The sequence below is a fragment of the Novosphingobium sp. IK01 genome (assembly GCF_033242265.1).
Taxonomy (GTDB): Bacteria; Pseudomonadota; Alphaproteobacteria; order Sphingomonadales; family Sphingomonadaceae; genus Novosphingobium; species Novosphingobium pituita.
In genome coordinates, this window is the sequence record NZ_BTFW01000001.1 from 201,936 (window position 1) to 217,160 (window position 15,225).

Consider the following 15,225-nt stretch of genomic DNA (forward strand, 5'->3'; position numbering starts at 1 on the left):
TGCAACGGTGAACCATGGACCTGCTCGCATCGATGAAAGCGTTTGTCGCGGTGACCGACGAGGGCGGTTTCGCTCCGGCGGCCCGGAAGCTGGGCATGGCGACATCCTCGCTCACACGGCAGGTCGACGCGCTTGAAGCCCATCTCTCGACCCTCCTCCTCAACCGTTCGACGCGCAGCGTGACACTGACGCCGGCGGGCGAGGACTATCACCTCCAGGCGGTTCGCATTCTCGCCGATGTCGAGGAGGCCAATCGCAGCATCGCCGAGCGCGGGGGACAGCCACGCGGCTTGCTGCGCGTGAGCCTGCCCGTGGCCTTCGCCCGGCTTCATGTCGCGCCGATCGTCGCCGATTTCCTGCGCGCCTATCCGGAGATCGAGCTGGAACTGGTGATGACCGACCAGATCGTCAATCTCGTGGAGGACAGGATCGATGTCGCGATCCGGCTTGGCAGTCTCGACTCTTCCAGCCTCGTGGCGCGGCGTCTCGCGCCGCACAGGCGCATCGTGTGCGCGACCCCGGATTATCTTGCCGAATATGGCGAGCCGCGTGTACCGAGCGACCTCGCCCGTCACAATTGCCTGACATTTTCCTACGCCAGCGGTGACAGGATCTGGCGCTTCGAACGCGCGGGCAAGACCGAGCAGGTCAGGGTCCGGGGTTCGGTTCGGGCCAACAATTCCGAGACGCTGCGCGAAGTTGCCCTTCAGGGGCTTGGATTGCTGCTCATGCCGACATGGCTGATCGGCGAGGACATCAGCGCGGGCAGGTTTCGTGCAGTGCTTGCCGAGTGGACGCCGCAGGTCGGGAAGGGAGGCGTCAATCAATCCGATGCCGGCATCCATGCGATATTTCTCGCCGATCACCGCAAATCGCCGAAATTGCGTGCCTTCGTCGACTTCCTGGAAACGCGTTTCGGTTCGCCTCCCTATTGGGATCGTCACGTGCCCGCCTGACCGGAGGCTTCCGGAACTCGGACCACAAGGCAATCATCGTTGCGCAATCCGCAACGATGATCACCGACATCAAGGGATTATCGAGATCCGTGGACCCGCCCATATCGCGTTCCACTCAAAGGGCGCCCAGTCGCGCCCAGGTGGAGAAGTGTGATGAAACCCGACCTGTTCACTCCGCTTGCCCTGGGCGAGCTCCAAATTCCCAACCGCATCGTGATGGCGCCCCTGACCCGTTCGCGTGCGGGCGAAGGCAATGTCCCGACCGCGATGAACGTCGACTATTATCGCCAGCGCGCGACCGCCGGCCTCATCATCACCGAGGCGACCCAGATTTCGCAGCAGGGCCAAGGCTATGCCTGGACGCCGGGCATCCACACCTCTGCGCAGATCGCCGGTTGGTCGAAGGTCGCGCAAGCGGTTCATGGCGCAGGCGGTCGGATCTTCATGCAGCTCTGGCATGTGGGGCGGGTCTCACATCCCAGCTTCCAACCCGGTGGTGCTCTGCCGGTCGCTCCCACCGCGATGGCCGTGCCTGGCAAGACCTTCATCATTGCCGGGGACGGCAGTGGCACCTGGGCGGACGTCCCGGTCCCCCGGGAACTCGATGTCGCGGGTATCAAGGCGATTGTTGCCGACTATGCGCAGGCCGCGCGTAACGCGATCCTTGCCGGAATGGACGGTGTCGAGATCCATGCCGCGAACGGTTATCTGATCGACCAGTTCATCAACAGCGCGAGCAACCTGCGGACCGACGACTATGGCGGCAGCATCGAGAACCGTGTGCGGCTTCTCCTGGAGGTCGTGGATGCCGTGGTCGCCGCCGTCGGCGCCAGCCGCGTCGCGGTGCGACTGACCCCCATGGGGCGGTTCATGGGCATGGGGGACGACACGCCCGAGGAAACATTCGGCTATATCGCCGCCGCGCTCGATCGTGTCGGGCTGGCCTATCTTCACATCGTTGAGCCATCGACGCTCGGGATTGAGACTGACAGTGACTATGACCCGCGCTGGGACGCGATCGTGCATCTCATCCGGGGCCAGTTCCACGGCACGATGATGCTCGCCGGCGGCTATGACCAGGCGAAGGCGGAAAAGGCTCTGGCCGACGGCCGCGGCGACGTCATCGCCTTCGGCAAGCTCTTCATTGCGAATCCCGATTTGCCGGAGCGTTTCAGGCGGGCCGCCACGCTGAACGAGCCCGATCGCGCGAGTTTCTTCGGCGGGAGCGCGCAGGGCTATGTGGACTACCCCGCACTCGACGCGGAAGGAGCCGGAGCCTGAATGGAGTGCCCCACCCGGATCGCCCATTCAGGGTGGGGCTGCTTCACCTTTCGTCACAATCCACCAAAAAGCCGCAGCCCCGGCCAAGCAGCGGATGCGCCGATCAGGCAGTCTCGGCCCGCATTCTGGCCATAGTGGCAACCCCTTGTTGGAATCGGATCGCGCCATGATCTCACTTGTGAATCACACCCTTAAGGCCAATGGTATCAGGCAGAATTTCATTGATGCGGGCCAGGGCGCACCGGTCGTGCTGCTGCACGGCTTCCCGGAAACCAATTTCGCATGGCGGCACCAGATTCCGGTTCTCGGCGAGCTCTATCGGATCATCGCACCCGATCTTCGCGGATATGGCGAGACCGAAAAGCCGGCATCGGGCTATGACAAGCGTACCATGGCGAAGGATCTCGCCGAACTGCTCGATGCCTTGGGCATCAGGCGGATCGCTCTTGTCGGGCATGATCGCGGCGCGCGCGTCGCGACGCGTTTTGCCAAGGACTATCCTGATCGCGTCGACCGTCTCGTCGTGATGGATAATGTGCCCACGCGCATTGTCGCACGGGAGATCAATGCGGAAATCGCCAAGGCCTACTGGTTCTTCCTGTTCCATCTCGTTCCAGACCTGCCCGAGGCGCTGATCTCGGGCAAGGAGGAGCAATGGCTGCGCTGGTTCTTCTCCGACTGGGCCTATGACCCTTCCGCTATCTCGGGCGACGCATTCGACACTTATGTACGGGCTTATCGGGCCCCCGGTGCGGTGCGCGGCGCAATGGCAGACTATCGCGCCAATGCCGAAGATGTGGCGCAGGACAAGGCCGACGCCAACGTCAAGATCGCCTGTCCGACCCTGGCGCTGTGGGGAGCGGATTTCGGTGCGGTCGGCAAGATGTTCGACATGCCCAGGGTCTGGGCGGAAATGGCGGACAATTTGCGCGCGGTCCCGATCGAGCGGTGCGGTCATCTCCCGCACGAGGAGCGCCCCGAAGCAGTCAATGCCCTGCTCCTCGAATTTCTTCAGGGCTGGCAGGGGTAAGCGGGGTATCGCTTCACGATTCGGCTGCATCCATGGCTGGCATCGGGAGAGGAAATCCCATGAAAATCCTCTCCGACCGGCTCGATATCGCGGATTGACTTTTCACTCTTCCCGAGGCCGGGTATCAGCCCTGCTGCGTCCCTGATCTTAACTGCGGCGAGCCACCGTTCTTTGTTCAAGGCATCGCACGGCGTGCCCGAGTGCGGCCAGAGGACCAAACTTCAAGGCAGTGCGCCAGGCACAGACATCCCTCGATGTGCCTGCGCACCCGTGACAGTCCATGGAAAGGAAGTACAGATGAAGCTTGCCCGGGTGGGCGCCGCTGGCGCCGAACGTCCCGCGATCGTCGGTCTTGATGGCCGGGTGCGCGACCTTTCGGCGCATGTGGCCGAGATCGACGGGCGGCTTCTTGCAGCCGAGCGTCTCGCCCGGATCTCTGCGATCGATCCCGCGACGCTGCCGGTCGTTGAAGGTCCGGTCCGCTTCGGGCCACCGATTGCGCGGCCCGGCAAGATTATTTGCATTGGCCTCAACTATACCGACCATGCCGCGGAAGTCGGTCTCGATGTTCCCACCGAGCCGACGATCTTCATGAAGGGGTGCGTTCCCACCGGCGCCAATGATCCGGTTCGTCTTCCACGCGATGCGGAGAAAGGGGACTGGGAAGTCGAGCTCGGCATCATCATCGGGCGCGATGGCCTCTATATCGACGAGGACGATGCTCTCGCCCATGTCGGCGGCTACTGCGTGCTCAATGACGTGTCCGAGCGGTCCTACCAGATGGAACATGGCGGCCAGTGGACCAAGGGCAAGAGCTTTCCGGGCTTTGCGCCCATCGGCCCCTGGCTGGTGACGCCCGACGAGATTGCCGATCCGGGCAATCTGTCGATATGGCTCGAGGTGAACGGCCACCGCTATCAGAACGGCACGACCCGCAACCTGGTGTTCAGCGTCGCGCAGATGGTGAGCTATGTCTCGCGCTTCTATGCGCTCGAGGCGGGCGATCTCATCGCCACCGGGACACCGGCAGGCGTGGGGCTTGGCCAGAAGCCGCCCGTTTTCCTGAAGGCTGGCGACGTGATGAAGCTCGGTATCGATGGTCTGGGTGTGCAGGAACAGAAGGTTATCGCCTGGGGCGACTGACCGGCTGCCCGTGGTGTGATGGCTTCATCGGCACGGCGGGCCATTTCCTCTCATCCCTGCGCGTCAACGATAGGCCACCCGTGCCGGAACGACGATGCGAACTTCGGTCCCGCCGGGGTCGCCATCGCTGATGTCGAGCGATGCGCCCAGCCTCTGCCCGCGTTCCTTCATCCCGATGAGCCCATAGTGGCCGTCCTTTCTGCCTGCGGCGCGCACCGCCGGATCGATCCCTATACCGTCGTCCGCGATTGTCACGGTGACATTGTCGCGGCCGTGATCGAGCTCGATGGTGACTTTGTTCGCCTGTGCATGGCGCAGCGCGTTGGAGAGGGCCTCGCCGGCAATGCGCGCGATATCGTCGGCGACAGGCGCACAGACCGGCCGGGGAACACCGCTCTGTTTGAGCGACCACCGAAGCTGGCTATCGAGCGTCGCCCGCGCGATGTTCGAGAGAAGCGATGCCAGTTCGACCGGCTCGATTGCCTGGCGCAGCCAGCGGACGCGATCACGTCCTTCTTGCAGAACGTCGTCCGCCCGGTCGAGCGTCGCCTCGAAATCGGGGCGTATCGGATGTCCGGGGGGAAGGCGGTGGAGAAGCGACTGGAAACGCAGGACGAGGCCCTGAAAGCCCTGTAGCAGCGTATCGTGCAACTCCTGGGCGATATGTTCGCGAACGACGAGGCGGTCCTCGATCCGCTGGCGCGTGGCCTCGGTGGCGACGCGCATGCGCCACTGGACGAGTGCCCAGAGGGTGACGGCGACGATGAGCCCGACCGCTCCCTTGAACCACCATGTCTGCCAGAAATAGGGTTCGATCGTCACGCTCATGCTCGCTCCCGTGGTGTTCCACACGCCGTCCGGATTGGCGGCGATGACGCGGAACCGGAAGGTGCCGGGACCAAGCGCGGTGTAGGAGGCCTGTCGCTTGTTGCCGGCATCGACCCAGTCCCCGTCTACACCGTCCAGCCTGTAGCGATAACGGTTGGCAGCAGGGCTGGTCAGGCTGAGGGCCACATAGTCGAACTGCACGCGCGAGGTGCCGGCCGGTAGCGTCACGGCCCCTTGCAGATAGGTGGTCCCATTGGCTTCCATGCCGCGAATGACGACAGGCGGCGCGACGGGATTGCGGACGATGCGGGCGGGGTCGACGCGCACGATCCCCCGGTTCGTCACGAACATCGGGTTGCCATCCGCACCCGTCGCCGCATCGTTGGAGACATAGGAGAAGCTGCGGCTGTTGAGCCCCAGCCGCGCGCCGATCACCTGGTGCGGGATGGGTAGCGTCGGATTGGCAAGCGCCTTCTCGAAGTCGGTCCGGGTGATGCGGAAGATCCCTTCGCTGCCGATCAGCCACACATCGGTCCGGTCAATCGCAATGCCGCTGATCCCGCTCAGCCAGGGATTATAGCGCGCCTCGAGCGCAACGAACCGCTTGCCGTCATAGCGGGCAAGCCCCTTTTCGCCGCCCAGATACAGAAATCCACCGATCGGCCTCAGCAGCCGGACAAAGCCGATCGCGATCTGGTCGCCTTCCCACAAGGTCCGGACCGAGCCCGGCCGCGCATGTTCCACCGCGCGCATCGGCTGGTTGAGATAGAAGCCGTCCCGGCCATCGCTCACCATGATCTGGCCGTCCGGCCAGCCGGGCTGCAATGTCCATTTGCCATGATCGAGCGCGAACACACCGTCGCCGGGCACCGAAATCAGGGCGCGCCCCGTCCGGTCGATGGCGCAATCGGTTGCCGCATTGATGCCGGGAGGACCGGCATAGCGCGACCAGACGCCACCCTTGCGCAAAAGGGGCTTGTGCAGGCCGATGGCGAGCAGGAGATCGGGCGGCCCCGCGCACAGGGCGCTGACATAGAGTTCCTTGAGGATCATCTCGGGAGGTCGCCGGGAAAGCCGGTAGACGCCAGCATCGGTCGCCACGAAAACCGGGGCGCCGGGCCCGTTTCCGGGCATGAAGCCGGTCGTGGGTGCTCCCTTGAGCCCGAGCGGGAATATCGGCGAACGGATATAGCTGACCAGCCCGTCGGTGCCGCCGCCCCAGATCGTGCCTTCGCGGTCGCGATACAGGACGCGCGAGCGAACGGGGATGACATCGCGGCCACCGGCCATCGATTTGAGGTTGGGCAGGCGGATGATGCCTTCCTGATGCCCCGCCATCCAGGCAAGGCCGTCCTCGAACAACAGCGAGCGGCGTCCCGCGCCGCCTGCGCTCGGCCCGTTCGATGAAAAGGGGCGCAAGGTTCTGGGCGGGGTCAGGCGCTGCAACCCCCTGGCGCTGACGAGCCAGAGGATGCCCTGCTCGTCCTCGGCGAAAGCCGTCGCGAACCCCACCTGTTCAGGGATCTTCTCCGGGCGGGGGGCACCGGGGGCGAGCCGCAATATGCTTTTGAACTGGGCGATCCACAACGTGCCGTCGCGCGCTTCATAGAGGCTCTGGATAGGCTCCGGCTCAAGCCAGTCCTTCGCGCTGTGGCTGGTCCAGCGCCCTTTATGCCAGTGGCGCAGTTCGCTGCCGTTGCTGCCGTTGACGCTCACCCAGACGTCGCCGGCACGTGAAACGATCACGTCCCAAACCGAGCCGCGTGGCCGGGCCTGGGCATTGACGTCCTCAAGGCGCCCATCGCGATAGACACCCACCCCGCCAAAGTCATAGCCGACCCACAAGGCCCCGTCGGGCGCTGCCGCGAGCGCGGTGATCTGGTTCGATCGCCAGCGATCATAGGTTGCGGGCTCTATCTTCTCGAACGTGAGGCCGTCGAACCGGTAGAGCCCGTTGGACGTGCCGAGCCACAGGAAACCGTCGCGGGTTTGTGCGATCGCGCGAATATCGGGTGGCGCACCTTCCTCGATGTCCCAGTGCTGATGGCTATATCCCTTGACCTGTTGTGATTGTGCCCGGGGCGGACACACAAGCACCAGGAAAAGCGCACAGAGGAGCACAAGACATTGCAGTCCGCGAGGCAATCGATTGCGGTGGAACGCTCCGGTCGTTCCGGTCCAGGCCGATTTCAGATGCATTGAGAATGCCCAAGTCTGGCTGGCACCGTTCCCCCCTGTTTTCGTCTCACCTTGAGAGCCCGGCCCAAAAGTCCTGCGGGTCGGGCTCTGGGATGTGGATGCGTGGACATGGCGCCACGCTCCGTTCGACCTTATAGGGACCGGCCCATCCTGAACCACAATTTTCAGTTCGCGACGACACTGCGGAATTCGGGGGGCGGGCGCGACACGTTCAGGCCTGCCTTGGCAAGGCGGCTGCGGGATGACGAACGCAGGCGGTCGTGCCCAGCAGGACCACCAGCCCGGAGACGAAGAGGGGCAGGGCGAGGCCACAGGCTACCACCATCCATGCGCCCAGTGCGGCGCCCAGCAGGATCGCCACCACCGCCGCGATGCGACGCGCGAGGTTCGGGTTCGACCCGCCAGCCAGGCTGGAATCGGCGGCAATGCCGGTGATCGTCAGGGTCAGCACGGTGGTGGTGAGGTCGGGAACCTTGAGCTGGCGGATCGTCGCATTGCGGAATCCCATTGCCACCGCCGTCAGCCCGATGATCGCGAACAGCGCCCAGCGCGGCGTGGAACCGGCCGGATCGTAATCGAGCGCGATCACCGCCGCCGTCCACAGGAGCACGGTCTCGACGATGGCGGCGACCATCAACCAGTGCCTGAGCGGCCTTTTGCCATAGGCAAGGCCCGTCCGCCCGGCAATCAAAGCACCGCCAATGAAGGTTGCCAGCGCGACAAGGTTCGGCTCGACACTGAACCCCGGCGTCCTGGCAAGACCGAAACCCAGGAACACGATGTTGCCGGTCATGTTGGCCGAAAAGGTCTTGGCCAGGCCCAGCACGCTCACCGCGTCGATCAGACCGGTCGTGACCGAGAGCAGGATCAGGAGACCCGGCAGCGGCGAGCCCGTGGGCGCCTTGGTGGGGGGGGAACTTGCCATGCGCTGGCCCTCCTTTTTCCTAGAAACGAAAATTGGCTTCGGTGCCGATCATCCGGATCGTCTTCGCGGGGCCGGTCTCCCTGATGAATCCGCCCGGCGCGAACACCGAGAAGGATGTCGACAGTTCGAGTTCGGCACTCGCCTGCCAGGCCAGCGTCACTTCCGCTTCCTTGCCGATGAACCGGGCCCGGCTGTCTCCGGCTGCGCGAAGCAGGTTGCCCGGAATATCATAGACGCCGTCTGCGGTCGTGTAACGCCAATAGGCCATGCCCGCGAGGCTGGCGGAAACCTTTCGGCTGATGGGCGCGCTGAGACGGGGGTTGAGGCTGATGATGTTGGTCGGGCCGACCGGCGATAACTCGCCGAAATACTTGCCCTTGGGGAACATGGCGTTGAAGGTGCCGAGCGTGCCGTCGCCCTTGTGGGTATCGCCGCTCACGATGTTGAACCGCATGGTCGCATCGGGCGACAGGGGCAGCCCCGTCAGTGTGCGGCCGACTTCGGTGCCCAGCGTCCAGGCACGGATGCGCTGTCCTGCGAAATTCCCGAACTGGGCGGCTGCCTCGACATTCCAGTGCCAGCCGCGTGATGCGCCATAATAGCGTGCGCCGATCGTGTGGCGCTCCTCACGTCCGGGCACCCCGCCGAAATGCGCGGTGCGATTGCGAAAGCCGAGATAATAGAGGTCGAGCCGGGGAATTGAGCCATAGGCGCCCCATAGCGCCCTGGTGGACGAGGTCTTGTCGTCGAAACTGCCGGGGCCGGGCGTCACGGGTTTGACCGCGAACAGGTTGACCTTCGCCTTGCCCAGCCGCACGATGGCGCGCACGCCGTCGAACGCCAGCGGGACATTGGGGCCATAGCGCGTGCCGACCAGACGTTCGGTGCCCAGCGAGAGCATCTGGCGGCCCGCGCGCACCGTCACCGGGCCAAGGTCCGCCTCGCCGAATGCCTGAAGCATGTCCACGCGGGTCTGGTCGATCGGGCTCGCGGACGGGGCCACGCCCACGGCATAGGCGATGATCGGCTGGGTGAAAGCGCGGAAATGGCCCACGTGCAGGTCGGCATAGGGAAGCGCGCGCAGCCACAGATAGCTGTCGTCCGGCGCATCGGCGCCACCCCAGAGATTATTCTCGTAATTCTCGTTGCGCGCCCGCACCTCGATGCCGGTCGACAGCCAGGCATCGTCGCTGATCGGAATATATTTGAACTGTCCGGTCCAGTGGTGGGCGCGCTTGTCTTCGTCGGACAGATCGGACCAGTCTTCGTCATACCGCGTGATGCTCAGCGTGGGGGCCTGCCAGGCCTCATGCGTCTGCGCGGCGGCGGCGGTGGGCAGAAGAAGGGCGAGCAGGCAAAAGGCAGCAAGCCTAGCCACGCCGCTTCGCCTGTTCGGCGACCAGCGCCGCAAGGACGAAGCCGCCGATCAGGCCGACATGCTCGAAAAAGGCATTGGTCGCCATGAACCGTTCCTGCCCGGCGGGCATTCTCCAGAAGGCATTGGCGGTAAAGGCGGCCAGCAGCGTGAACACGCCCAGCATCCCGGCACCCAGCCAGACCAGCCGTCCCGACAGGATCAGTACCGGTCCGGTCAGCTCGATCGCGATGGTGAGCGCCGCCCACAATGCTGGCGGTCTCATCCCGAAATGGGCCTGCTCCACGACCGCGCCGGGCCAGTTTGCAAGCTTGACCACGCCGCCCAGCAGATAGGCGCCGACCAGAAACAGCCGCGCGATGAACCAGGTCGGCGGCCAGTCGAGAACGGCATCGACGAAACGTGGATCACGGGGGGCGGACATGGTCACTTCGCCACGCTGGAATGAATTTCCGCGATATAACCGCCGGGAAAACGGACTATCGCGCTCTGGCGGTCGCCGACCGTGACCGGCTGGACGAGCGTCTCGACCCCGGCGGCTGTCGCCCTCGCCAGCGTCGCGGCAAGATCCGGTACGTCATAGCCCGTCATGTCGCGGCCATAGGGCCAGGGAAGCTGGCCATCGGTGACGAACACGACCATCTTGCCATAGCCGCTATCGATTGCGACCCGGCGGATCGTCTTGTCAGGCTGGCCGATTTCCGCGCCCGAGGCGGACCTGTCGTCGGAAACGATCCTGCCATGCGCGAAGCCTGTCCAGTCGCGGATGAAGCTGTCGGATGCATCGCTTGTCAGGTAGATCCGGTTTTCCGGCACGGTGGCGAGCGGCGCATAGTTCGGCTTGGCGGTGTGCCAGTAGATCTGCATGTTGACCCCGCCGGGCCACTGGATCACCGAATCCCGGCCGATCGGATCGGGAAAGGTCGCGATGCGCCGGACAGCACCGTGTCTGACCGCAGAGGCGACGGCGGCATCAATGTCCGTCACCAGATAGCCGGTGCGCTCGTCGCCGAAGGGGTAGGGGATCGGGGTCTTGAAGCCGAAGACCGAGACCGTGCCCACCGGGGTCAGCGCGAGTTGCGACTTGGTCAGGCTTTTGGTGGGCGTGACCTGGAACTCGCCCTGTTTGCTGGTCGTGCCGCCGAAAGTGGCGACGAAGCTGGCAACGAAGGCGTCGAACCGGTCTTCAGGCACATAGACATGGGTCGTGTCATATTGCGGGCCGACCGAATAATCGGTCGTTGCCGCCTCGCGGGCCATGAGGGGCGAGGCGGCCGGCCCGGTGGCGACCAGTGCGGCAGCGATGAGAAAGGCGAAACGCTTCATGGGAAATCTCCTGATCCCGAATTCGCTCAGAGCCCGACCCAAAAGTCCTTCGGGTCGGTTTGGCGGGCCTTTTGCGCCACCACGGCGTCGGCTGTTCGCCACGATGCTTCCAGCATCGCTGGGCTCTCAGCCTCCTTGTGGTGACCCAAAATCCCTCGCCAAACCTCCGCCGCCCGACTTTTGGGTCGGGCTCTCAGACCGCCCAGCAGCCACAGCCGAGCGCGCCCCAGAATGTCTGGACATCGCGCGCGGGGACATTGGCGCCAAGCGCCGAGGCATGGTCGTGGCCATGGACCGCGCAGGCCGAATGGCAGGCGCAGGCGGCAGCCAGCCTGGCCTTTGCCTCCGGTGTCTTGTGATAACCGCCGAAGGTCGCGACCGGCGACCAGTCGGGCATCGGCCGGGGCAGGTCCGGCGCGAGCGGGGCATAGTCGCCTTCGCCGTGCACGGCCTTGCCGCCGAGCAGCGTCAGGATCGAGCGGATATGCACGATCTGGTCCTCGGGCACGCTGAAATAGTCGTCCGACAGAACCGCGAGATCGGCGAGTTGCCCGGCCTTGATCTGCCCTTTCTTGCCCACTTCGCTGGAGAACCAGGTGTTCTCATGCGTCCACATCGCCAGCGCCTTCTCGCGGCTCACGCGGTTGGCGCCGGGGTAGAGCCTGAGGCCGCCCATCGTCCGGCCGGTGACCAGCCAGGAGAGCGACACCCAGGGATTGTAGCTGGCGACCCGCGTGGCGTCGGTGCCGCCGCCCACCGGAATACCCGCCGCGATCATCTTTGTGATCGGCGGCGTACGCTCGGCGGCTTTGGCGCCATAGCGTTCGACGAAATACTCGCCCTGATAGGCCATGCGATGCTGCACCGCGATGCCTCCGCCCAGCGCGGCGATGCGGTCGATGTTGCGGTCGCTGATCGTCTCGGCATGGTCGAAGAACCAGTTGATGCCGGTCAGCGGGATATCGCGGTTCACTTTTTCGTACACGTCGAGCGCACGGCTGATGGTCTGGTCATAAGTGGCGTGCAGGCGCCATGGCCAGCGGTGTTCGGCCAGCAGGCGGATCACAGGTTCGAGGTCGCCTTCCATGCTGGGAGGCATGTCGGGGCGCGCGACGCGGAAATCCTCGAAATCGGCAGCGGAATAGACCAGCATTTCGCCGGCCCCATTGTGGCGATAGCTGTCGTCGCCCTGGCCGGGGCTGACCTGTTTCACCCAGCCGGCGAAATCGGCCAGTTCCTCTTTGGGCTTTTGCGTGAAAAGATTGTAGCTGATGCGGACGGTGAGCTGGCCGTCCTTGTGCAGCTTTTCGATGATCGCGTAATCGTCGGGATAGTTCTGGAAACCGCCGCCCGCGTCGATCACGCCCGTCACGCCCAGCGCGTTCACATCACGCATGAAATGGCGGGTCGAGTTGAGCTGATACTCCTCCGGGAGCTTCGGCCCCTTGGCGAGCGTGGAATAGAGGATCGTCGCGTTGGGCTGGGCCAGCAGCAGGCCGGTCGGGTTGCCTGCGGCATCGCGCACAATCTCGCCGCCGGGAGGGTTCGGTGTGTCCTTGCCATATCCCACCACCCGCAACGCGGCGGCGTTGAGCAGCGCGCGGTCGTAGAGATGGAGGATGAACACCGGCGTATCGGGGGCCACCGCGTTCAGTTCGGCAATCGTGGGCAGGCGCTTTTCGGCGAACTGGTGTTCGGTAAAGCCGCCCACCACGCGCACCCATTGCGGGGCGGGGGTACGGTCCACCTGTGTCTTGAGCATCGCCATTGCTTCGGACAGCGAGGGCACGCCGTCCCAGCGCAACTCCATGTTGAAATTCAGTCCGCCCCGGATGATGTGCATGTGGCTGTCGATCAGGCCGGGGATCACCCGATGGCCCTTGATATCGATCACGCTTGCTTCGGGCGCTGCCGCGCGCACCTCCGCCTCGCTGCCGACAGTGAGGAACCGGCCATCACGGATGGCGACCGCCTCGGCTTGCGGGTTGGCGCGATCGAGTGTCGTCACCTTGGCGTTGACGAGGATGACATCTGACTGGGGCATCGGGGTATTCCTTCCAAACCAGGGACATGGCGGGTAGGGCTGTCGCGGCGCGTGAGGCTTACGCCCGGTCCTCCGGCTGCTCCTTTGCCTTGACGGGCAGGCCGAGCACATGTTCGGCGCAATCGTTCCGCACGAACGAGGCGACTTCGTGGCCAGATGTCATCCGCTTGGCGATGGGCACGACCTGCTCGCCAAGCAGCATGCCGAGCAGGCCCAGCAGGGCAATCGCCGGAGGGGCTGGCGAGCGGACGCCAAGGAGGCTGTAGAGGAGGCCGACCAGCAAGCCGACAGCAATCGAGATCAGATAGGGCTTCATCGAAGGAACCTCCCCGGCGTCATGGATCAACTGCGCGCGAAGGCGAGCAGGTCGGCGTTGAACTTGTCCTGGTTGATCGTCGGAATGGCGTGGGTGCCGCCCTCGTAGATGGCCAGCGTCGCGTTCGGCACGATCGTGACAGCCTTCCTGGCCGTGATGTCGATCGGCACGACATGGTCGGAGTCGCCGTGGATGATCAGCGTGGGGACGTCGATCTTCTTGAGATCTTCGGTGAAATCGGTCTCCGAGAACTGCTGCACGCACTCATATTGCGCGTGCGCGCCGCCCGACATGCCCTGCTGCCAGAAGGCGAAACGCAGGCTTTCGTCCTTCGGATTGCCGATGTCCCAGCCGTAGAAGGTGTCCGGGAAGGACATGTAGAAGCCCGAGCGATTGTCGAGCACCGCCTTGCGGATGCCGTCGAACACCTCCTGGGGCACGCCGTCGGGATTGTTGGGGCCGACCTTCATCACCGGCGTCACCGCGCCGACTAGCACCACCCTGGCGACGCGGCCGGTGCCATGCCGGCCGATATAGCGGGCAACCTCGCCGCCACCGGTCGAATGGCCGACCAGGATCGCGTCCTTGAGGTCGAGCGCCTCGATCACCGCGGCCAGATCGTCGGCATAAGTGTCCATGTCATTGTTCTTCGACGGCTGGTCGGAGCGGCCATGACCGCGGCGGTCATGCGCGATCACGCGGAAGCCGTTGTTCGCGAGGAAGAGCATCTGCCCGTCCCAGGCATCGGCATTGAGCGGCCAGCCATGGGAGAAGACAAAGGGCTGGCCCTCACCATATTCGCGATAATAGATCCGGGTACCGTCCTTGGTGGAAACGAAGCTCATCGGGGATGTCCTTCTTGTCTTGGCGAAGCGGAGCGGGACCGGCGGCGCAGGGGGGGATCGGGACAGCTGCCGCCGGTCCCTGGGCGTCAGTGCGATCCTTCGGACGCACCGAACATCGACTTGGCGTAAGTGATGCCAAGGCCGTAGGCACCGCCGAACTGCTTGGCGATACCCGTGGTGGCGTCGTAGGTTTCGGTACGCGCCCAGTCGCGCTGCAACTCGAGCATATACTGGAGCGCGGTCATCGGCTTGGCGCCGAGCTGGATCATCCGCTGACAGGCGCGCTCATGCGCCTCGTCCGAGATGTCGCCGCAGGCATCCGCAATGAAATAGGCGTCGAAACCCTGGTCGATCGACGAAGCCACCGGGCCAACGATGCAGACGCTGGTCCACAGCCCGGCGAAAACGATGCGCTCCTTGCCGATGCGGTTGACCTCGGCAATCACGTTTGCGTCTTCCCAGGTGTTCATGCTCGTGCGGTCGATCAGCGCCTGGCCGGGGAATGCATCGGTGATTTCGTCATACATCGGGCCCGAGAAGCTCTTCTGGGCGACCGTGGTCAGGATCGCGGGCACGCCGAACGCCTTGGCGGCGCGGCTGACAAGCGCAGCATTGTTGCGCAGCAATTCCGGGGCGATCGACTTGGTTGCGAACGACATCTGCGATTGGAAGTCGATCAGGACAAGCATGTGGTCGGTGGGCGAAATCAGCGACTTGCCGGGCGTGGGCGTGGCGGTGATCGTCATGCGATAGCTCCTTGGGTGAAGCAGCGTCCGGCTGCCGGGAGGGAGGGTATGGCCGTTTGGGAATTCAGGTCAGTCGGATAAAGAGGAACATATCCTTCAGCATTCTGGAAAAGCAGGCAGCCGCAGGCCGCTGCGGCTCGCGGATGCGTTCCGGGCAGGGCTGCTGCCGTTCCTGTGCCGCAATGCTAGGTGTCCGCGCGGGGCCGGTCTT

The 15,225-nt window shown here is 64.5% G+C and carries 13 protein-coding genes; 4 read left to right on the plus strand and 9 right to left on the minus strand.

The features are described from left to right. Positions 1–14 precede the first annotated feature (14 nt). From SBI20_RS00885 to SBI20_RS00900, 4 genes are all read left to right on the plus strand, one after another. A complete protein-coding gene (locus SBI20_RS00885) occupies positions 15–956 on the plus strand; it encodes a LysR family transcriptional regulator (RefSeq protein ID WP_317973256.1) in 942 nt (313 codons plus the stop codon). A gap of 153 nt (positions 957–1,109) precedes the next feature. Further along, positions 1,110–2,237, plus strand: coding sequence for an alkene reductase (locus SBI20_RS00890; protein WP_317973257.1), 1,128 nt, complete (start codon positions 1,110–1,112; stop codon positions 2,235–2,237). A 148-nt stretch (positions 2,238–2,385) separates the two neighbouring features. Further along, positions 2,386–3,267, plus strand: coding sequence for an alpha/beta fold hydrolase (locus tag SBI20_RS00895; RefSeq protein ID WP_317973258.1), 882 nt, complete (start codon positions 2,386–2,388; stop codon positions 3,265–3,267). 297 nt (positions 3,268–3,564) lie between these two features. Next, positions 3,565–4,410, plus strand: a complete 846-nt coding sequence (locus tag SBI20_RS00900) for a fumarylacetoacetate hydrolase family protein (protein ID WP_317973259.1) — start codon at positions 3,565–3,567, stop codon at positions 4,408–4,410. 63 nt (positions 4,411–4,473) lie between these two features. On the opposite strand, the gene SBI20_RS00905 is transcribed toward SBI20_RS00900, so the two are convergent. From SBI20_RS00905 to SBI20_RS00945, 9 genes are all read right to left on the minus strand, one after another. Next, on the minus strand, positions 4,474–7,437 hold the full coding sequence (locus tag SBI20_RS00905; RefSeq protein ID WP_317973260.1) for a sensor histidine kinase: 2,964 nt from the start codon (positions 7,435–7,437) through the stop codon (positions 4,474–4,476). Between the two features lie 211 nt (positions 7,438–7,648). Further along, entirely contained in the window at positions 7,649–8,362 is a 714-nt protein-coding gene (locus SBI20_RS00910) for a YoaK family protein (RefSeq protein WP_317973261.1), read from the minus strand. Between the two features lie 19 nt (positions 8,363–8,381). Beyond that, the gene (locus SBI20_RS00915; protein WP_317973262.1) at positions 8,382–9,740 is read right to left on the minus strand and encodes an alginate export family protein; all 1,359 of its coding nucleotides are present in this window, start codon (positions 9,738–9,740) and stop codon (positions 8,382–8,384) included. After that, entirely contained in the window at positions 9,733–10,161 is a 429-nt protein-coding gene (locus SBI20_RS00920) for a DoxX family protein (protein WP_317973263.1), read from the minus strand. Before SBI20_RS00920 ends, SBI20_RS00915 begins: the two co-directional genes overlap by 8 nt. Positions 10,162–10,163: 2 nt before the next feature. Next, a complete protein-coding gene (locus SBI20_RS00925; RefSeq protein ID WP_317973264.1) occupies positions 10,164–11,063 on the minus strand; it encodes a glyoxalase in 900 nt (299 codons plus the stop codon). Between the two features lie 193 nt (positions 11,064–11,256). Continuing rightward, on the minus strand, positions 11,257–13,107 hold the full coding sequence (locus SBI20_RS00930; RefSeq protein ID WP_317973265.1) for an amidohydrolase: 1,851 nt from the start codon (positions 13,105–13,107) through the stop codon (positions 11,257–11,259). 58 nt (positions 13,108–13,165) lie between these two features. Then, a complete protein-coding gene (locus SBI20_RS00935; RefSeq protein WP_317973266.1) occupies positions 13,166–13,423 on the minus strand; it encodes a DUF1427 family protein in 258 nt (85 codons plus the stop codon). Positions 13,424–13,449: 26 nt separating this feature from the next. Beyond that, positions 13,450–14,268, minus strand: coding sequence for an alpha/beta fold hydrolase (locus SBI20_RS00940; RefSeq protein WP_317973267.1), 819 nt, complete (start codon positions 14,266–14,268; stop codon positions 13,450–13,452). A gap of 86 nt (positions 14,269–14,354) precedes the next feature. Next, positions 14,355–15,014 (minus strand): hydrolase, encoded by a 660-nt coding sequence (locus tag SBI20_RS00945; RefSeq protein WP_317973268.1) that lies wholly within the window; start codon positions 15,012–15,014, stop codon positions 14,355–14,357. Between the last annotated feature and the right edge of the window lie 211 nt (positions 15,015–15,225).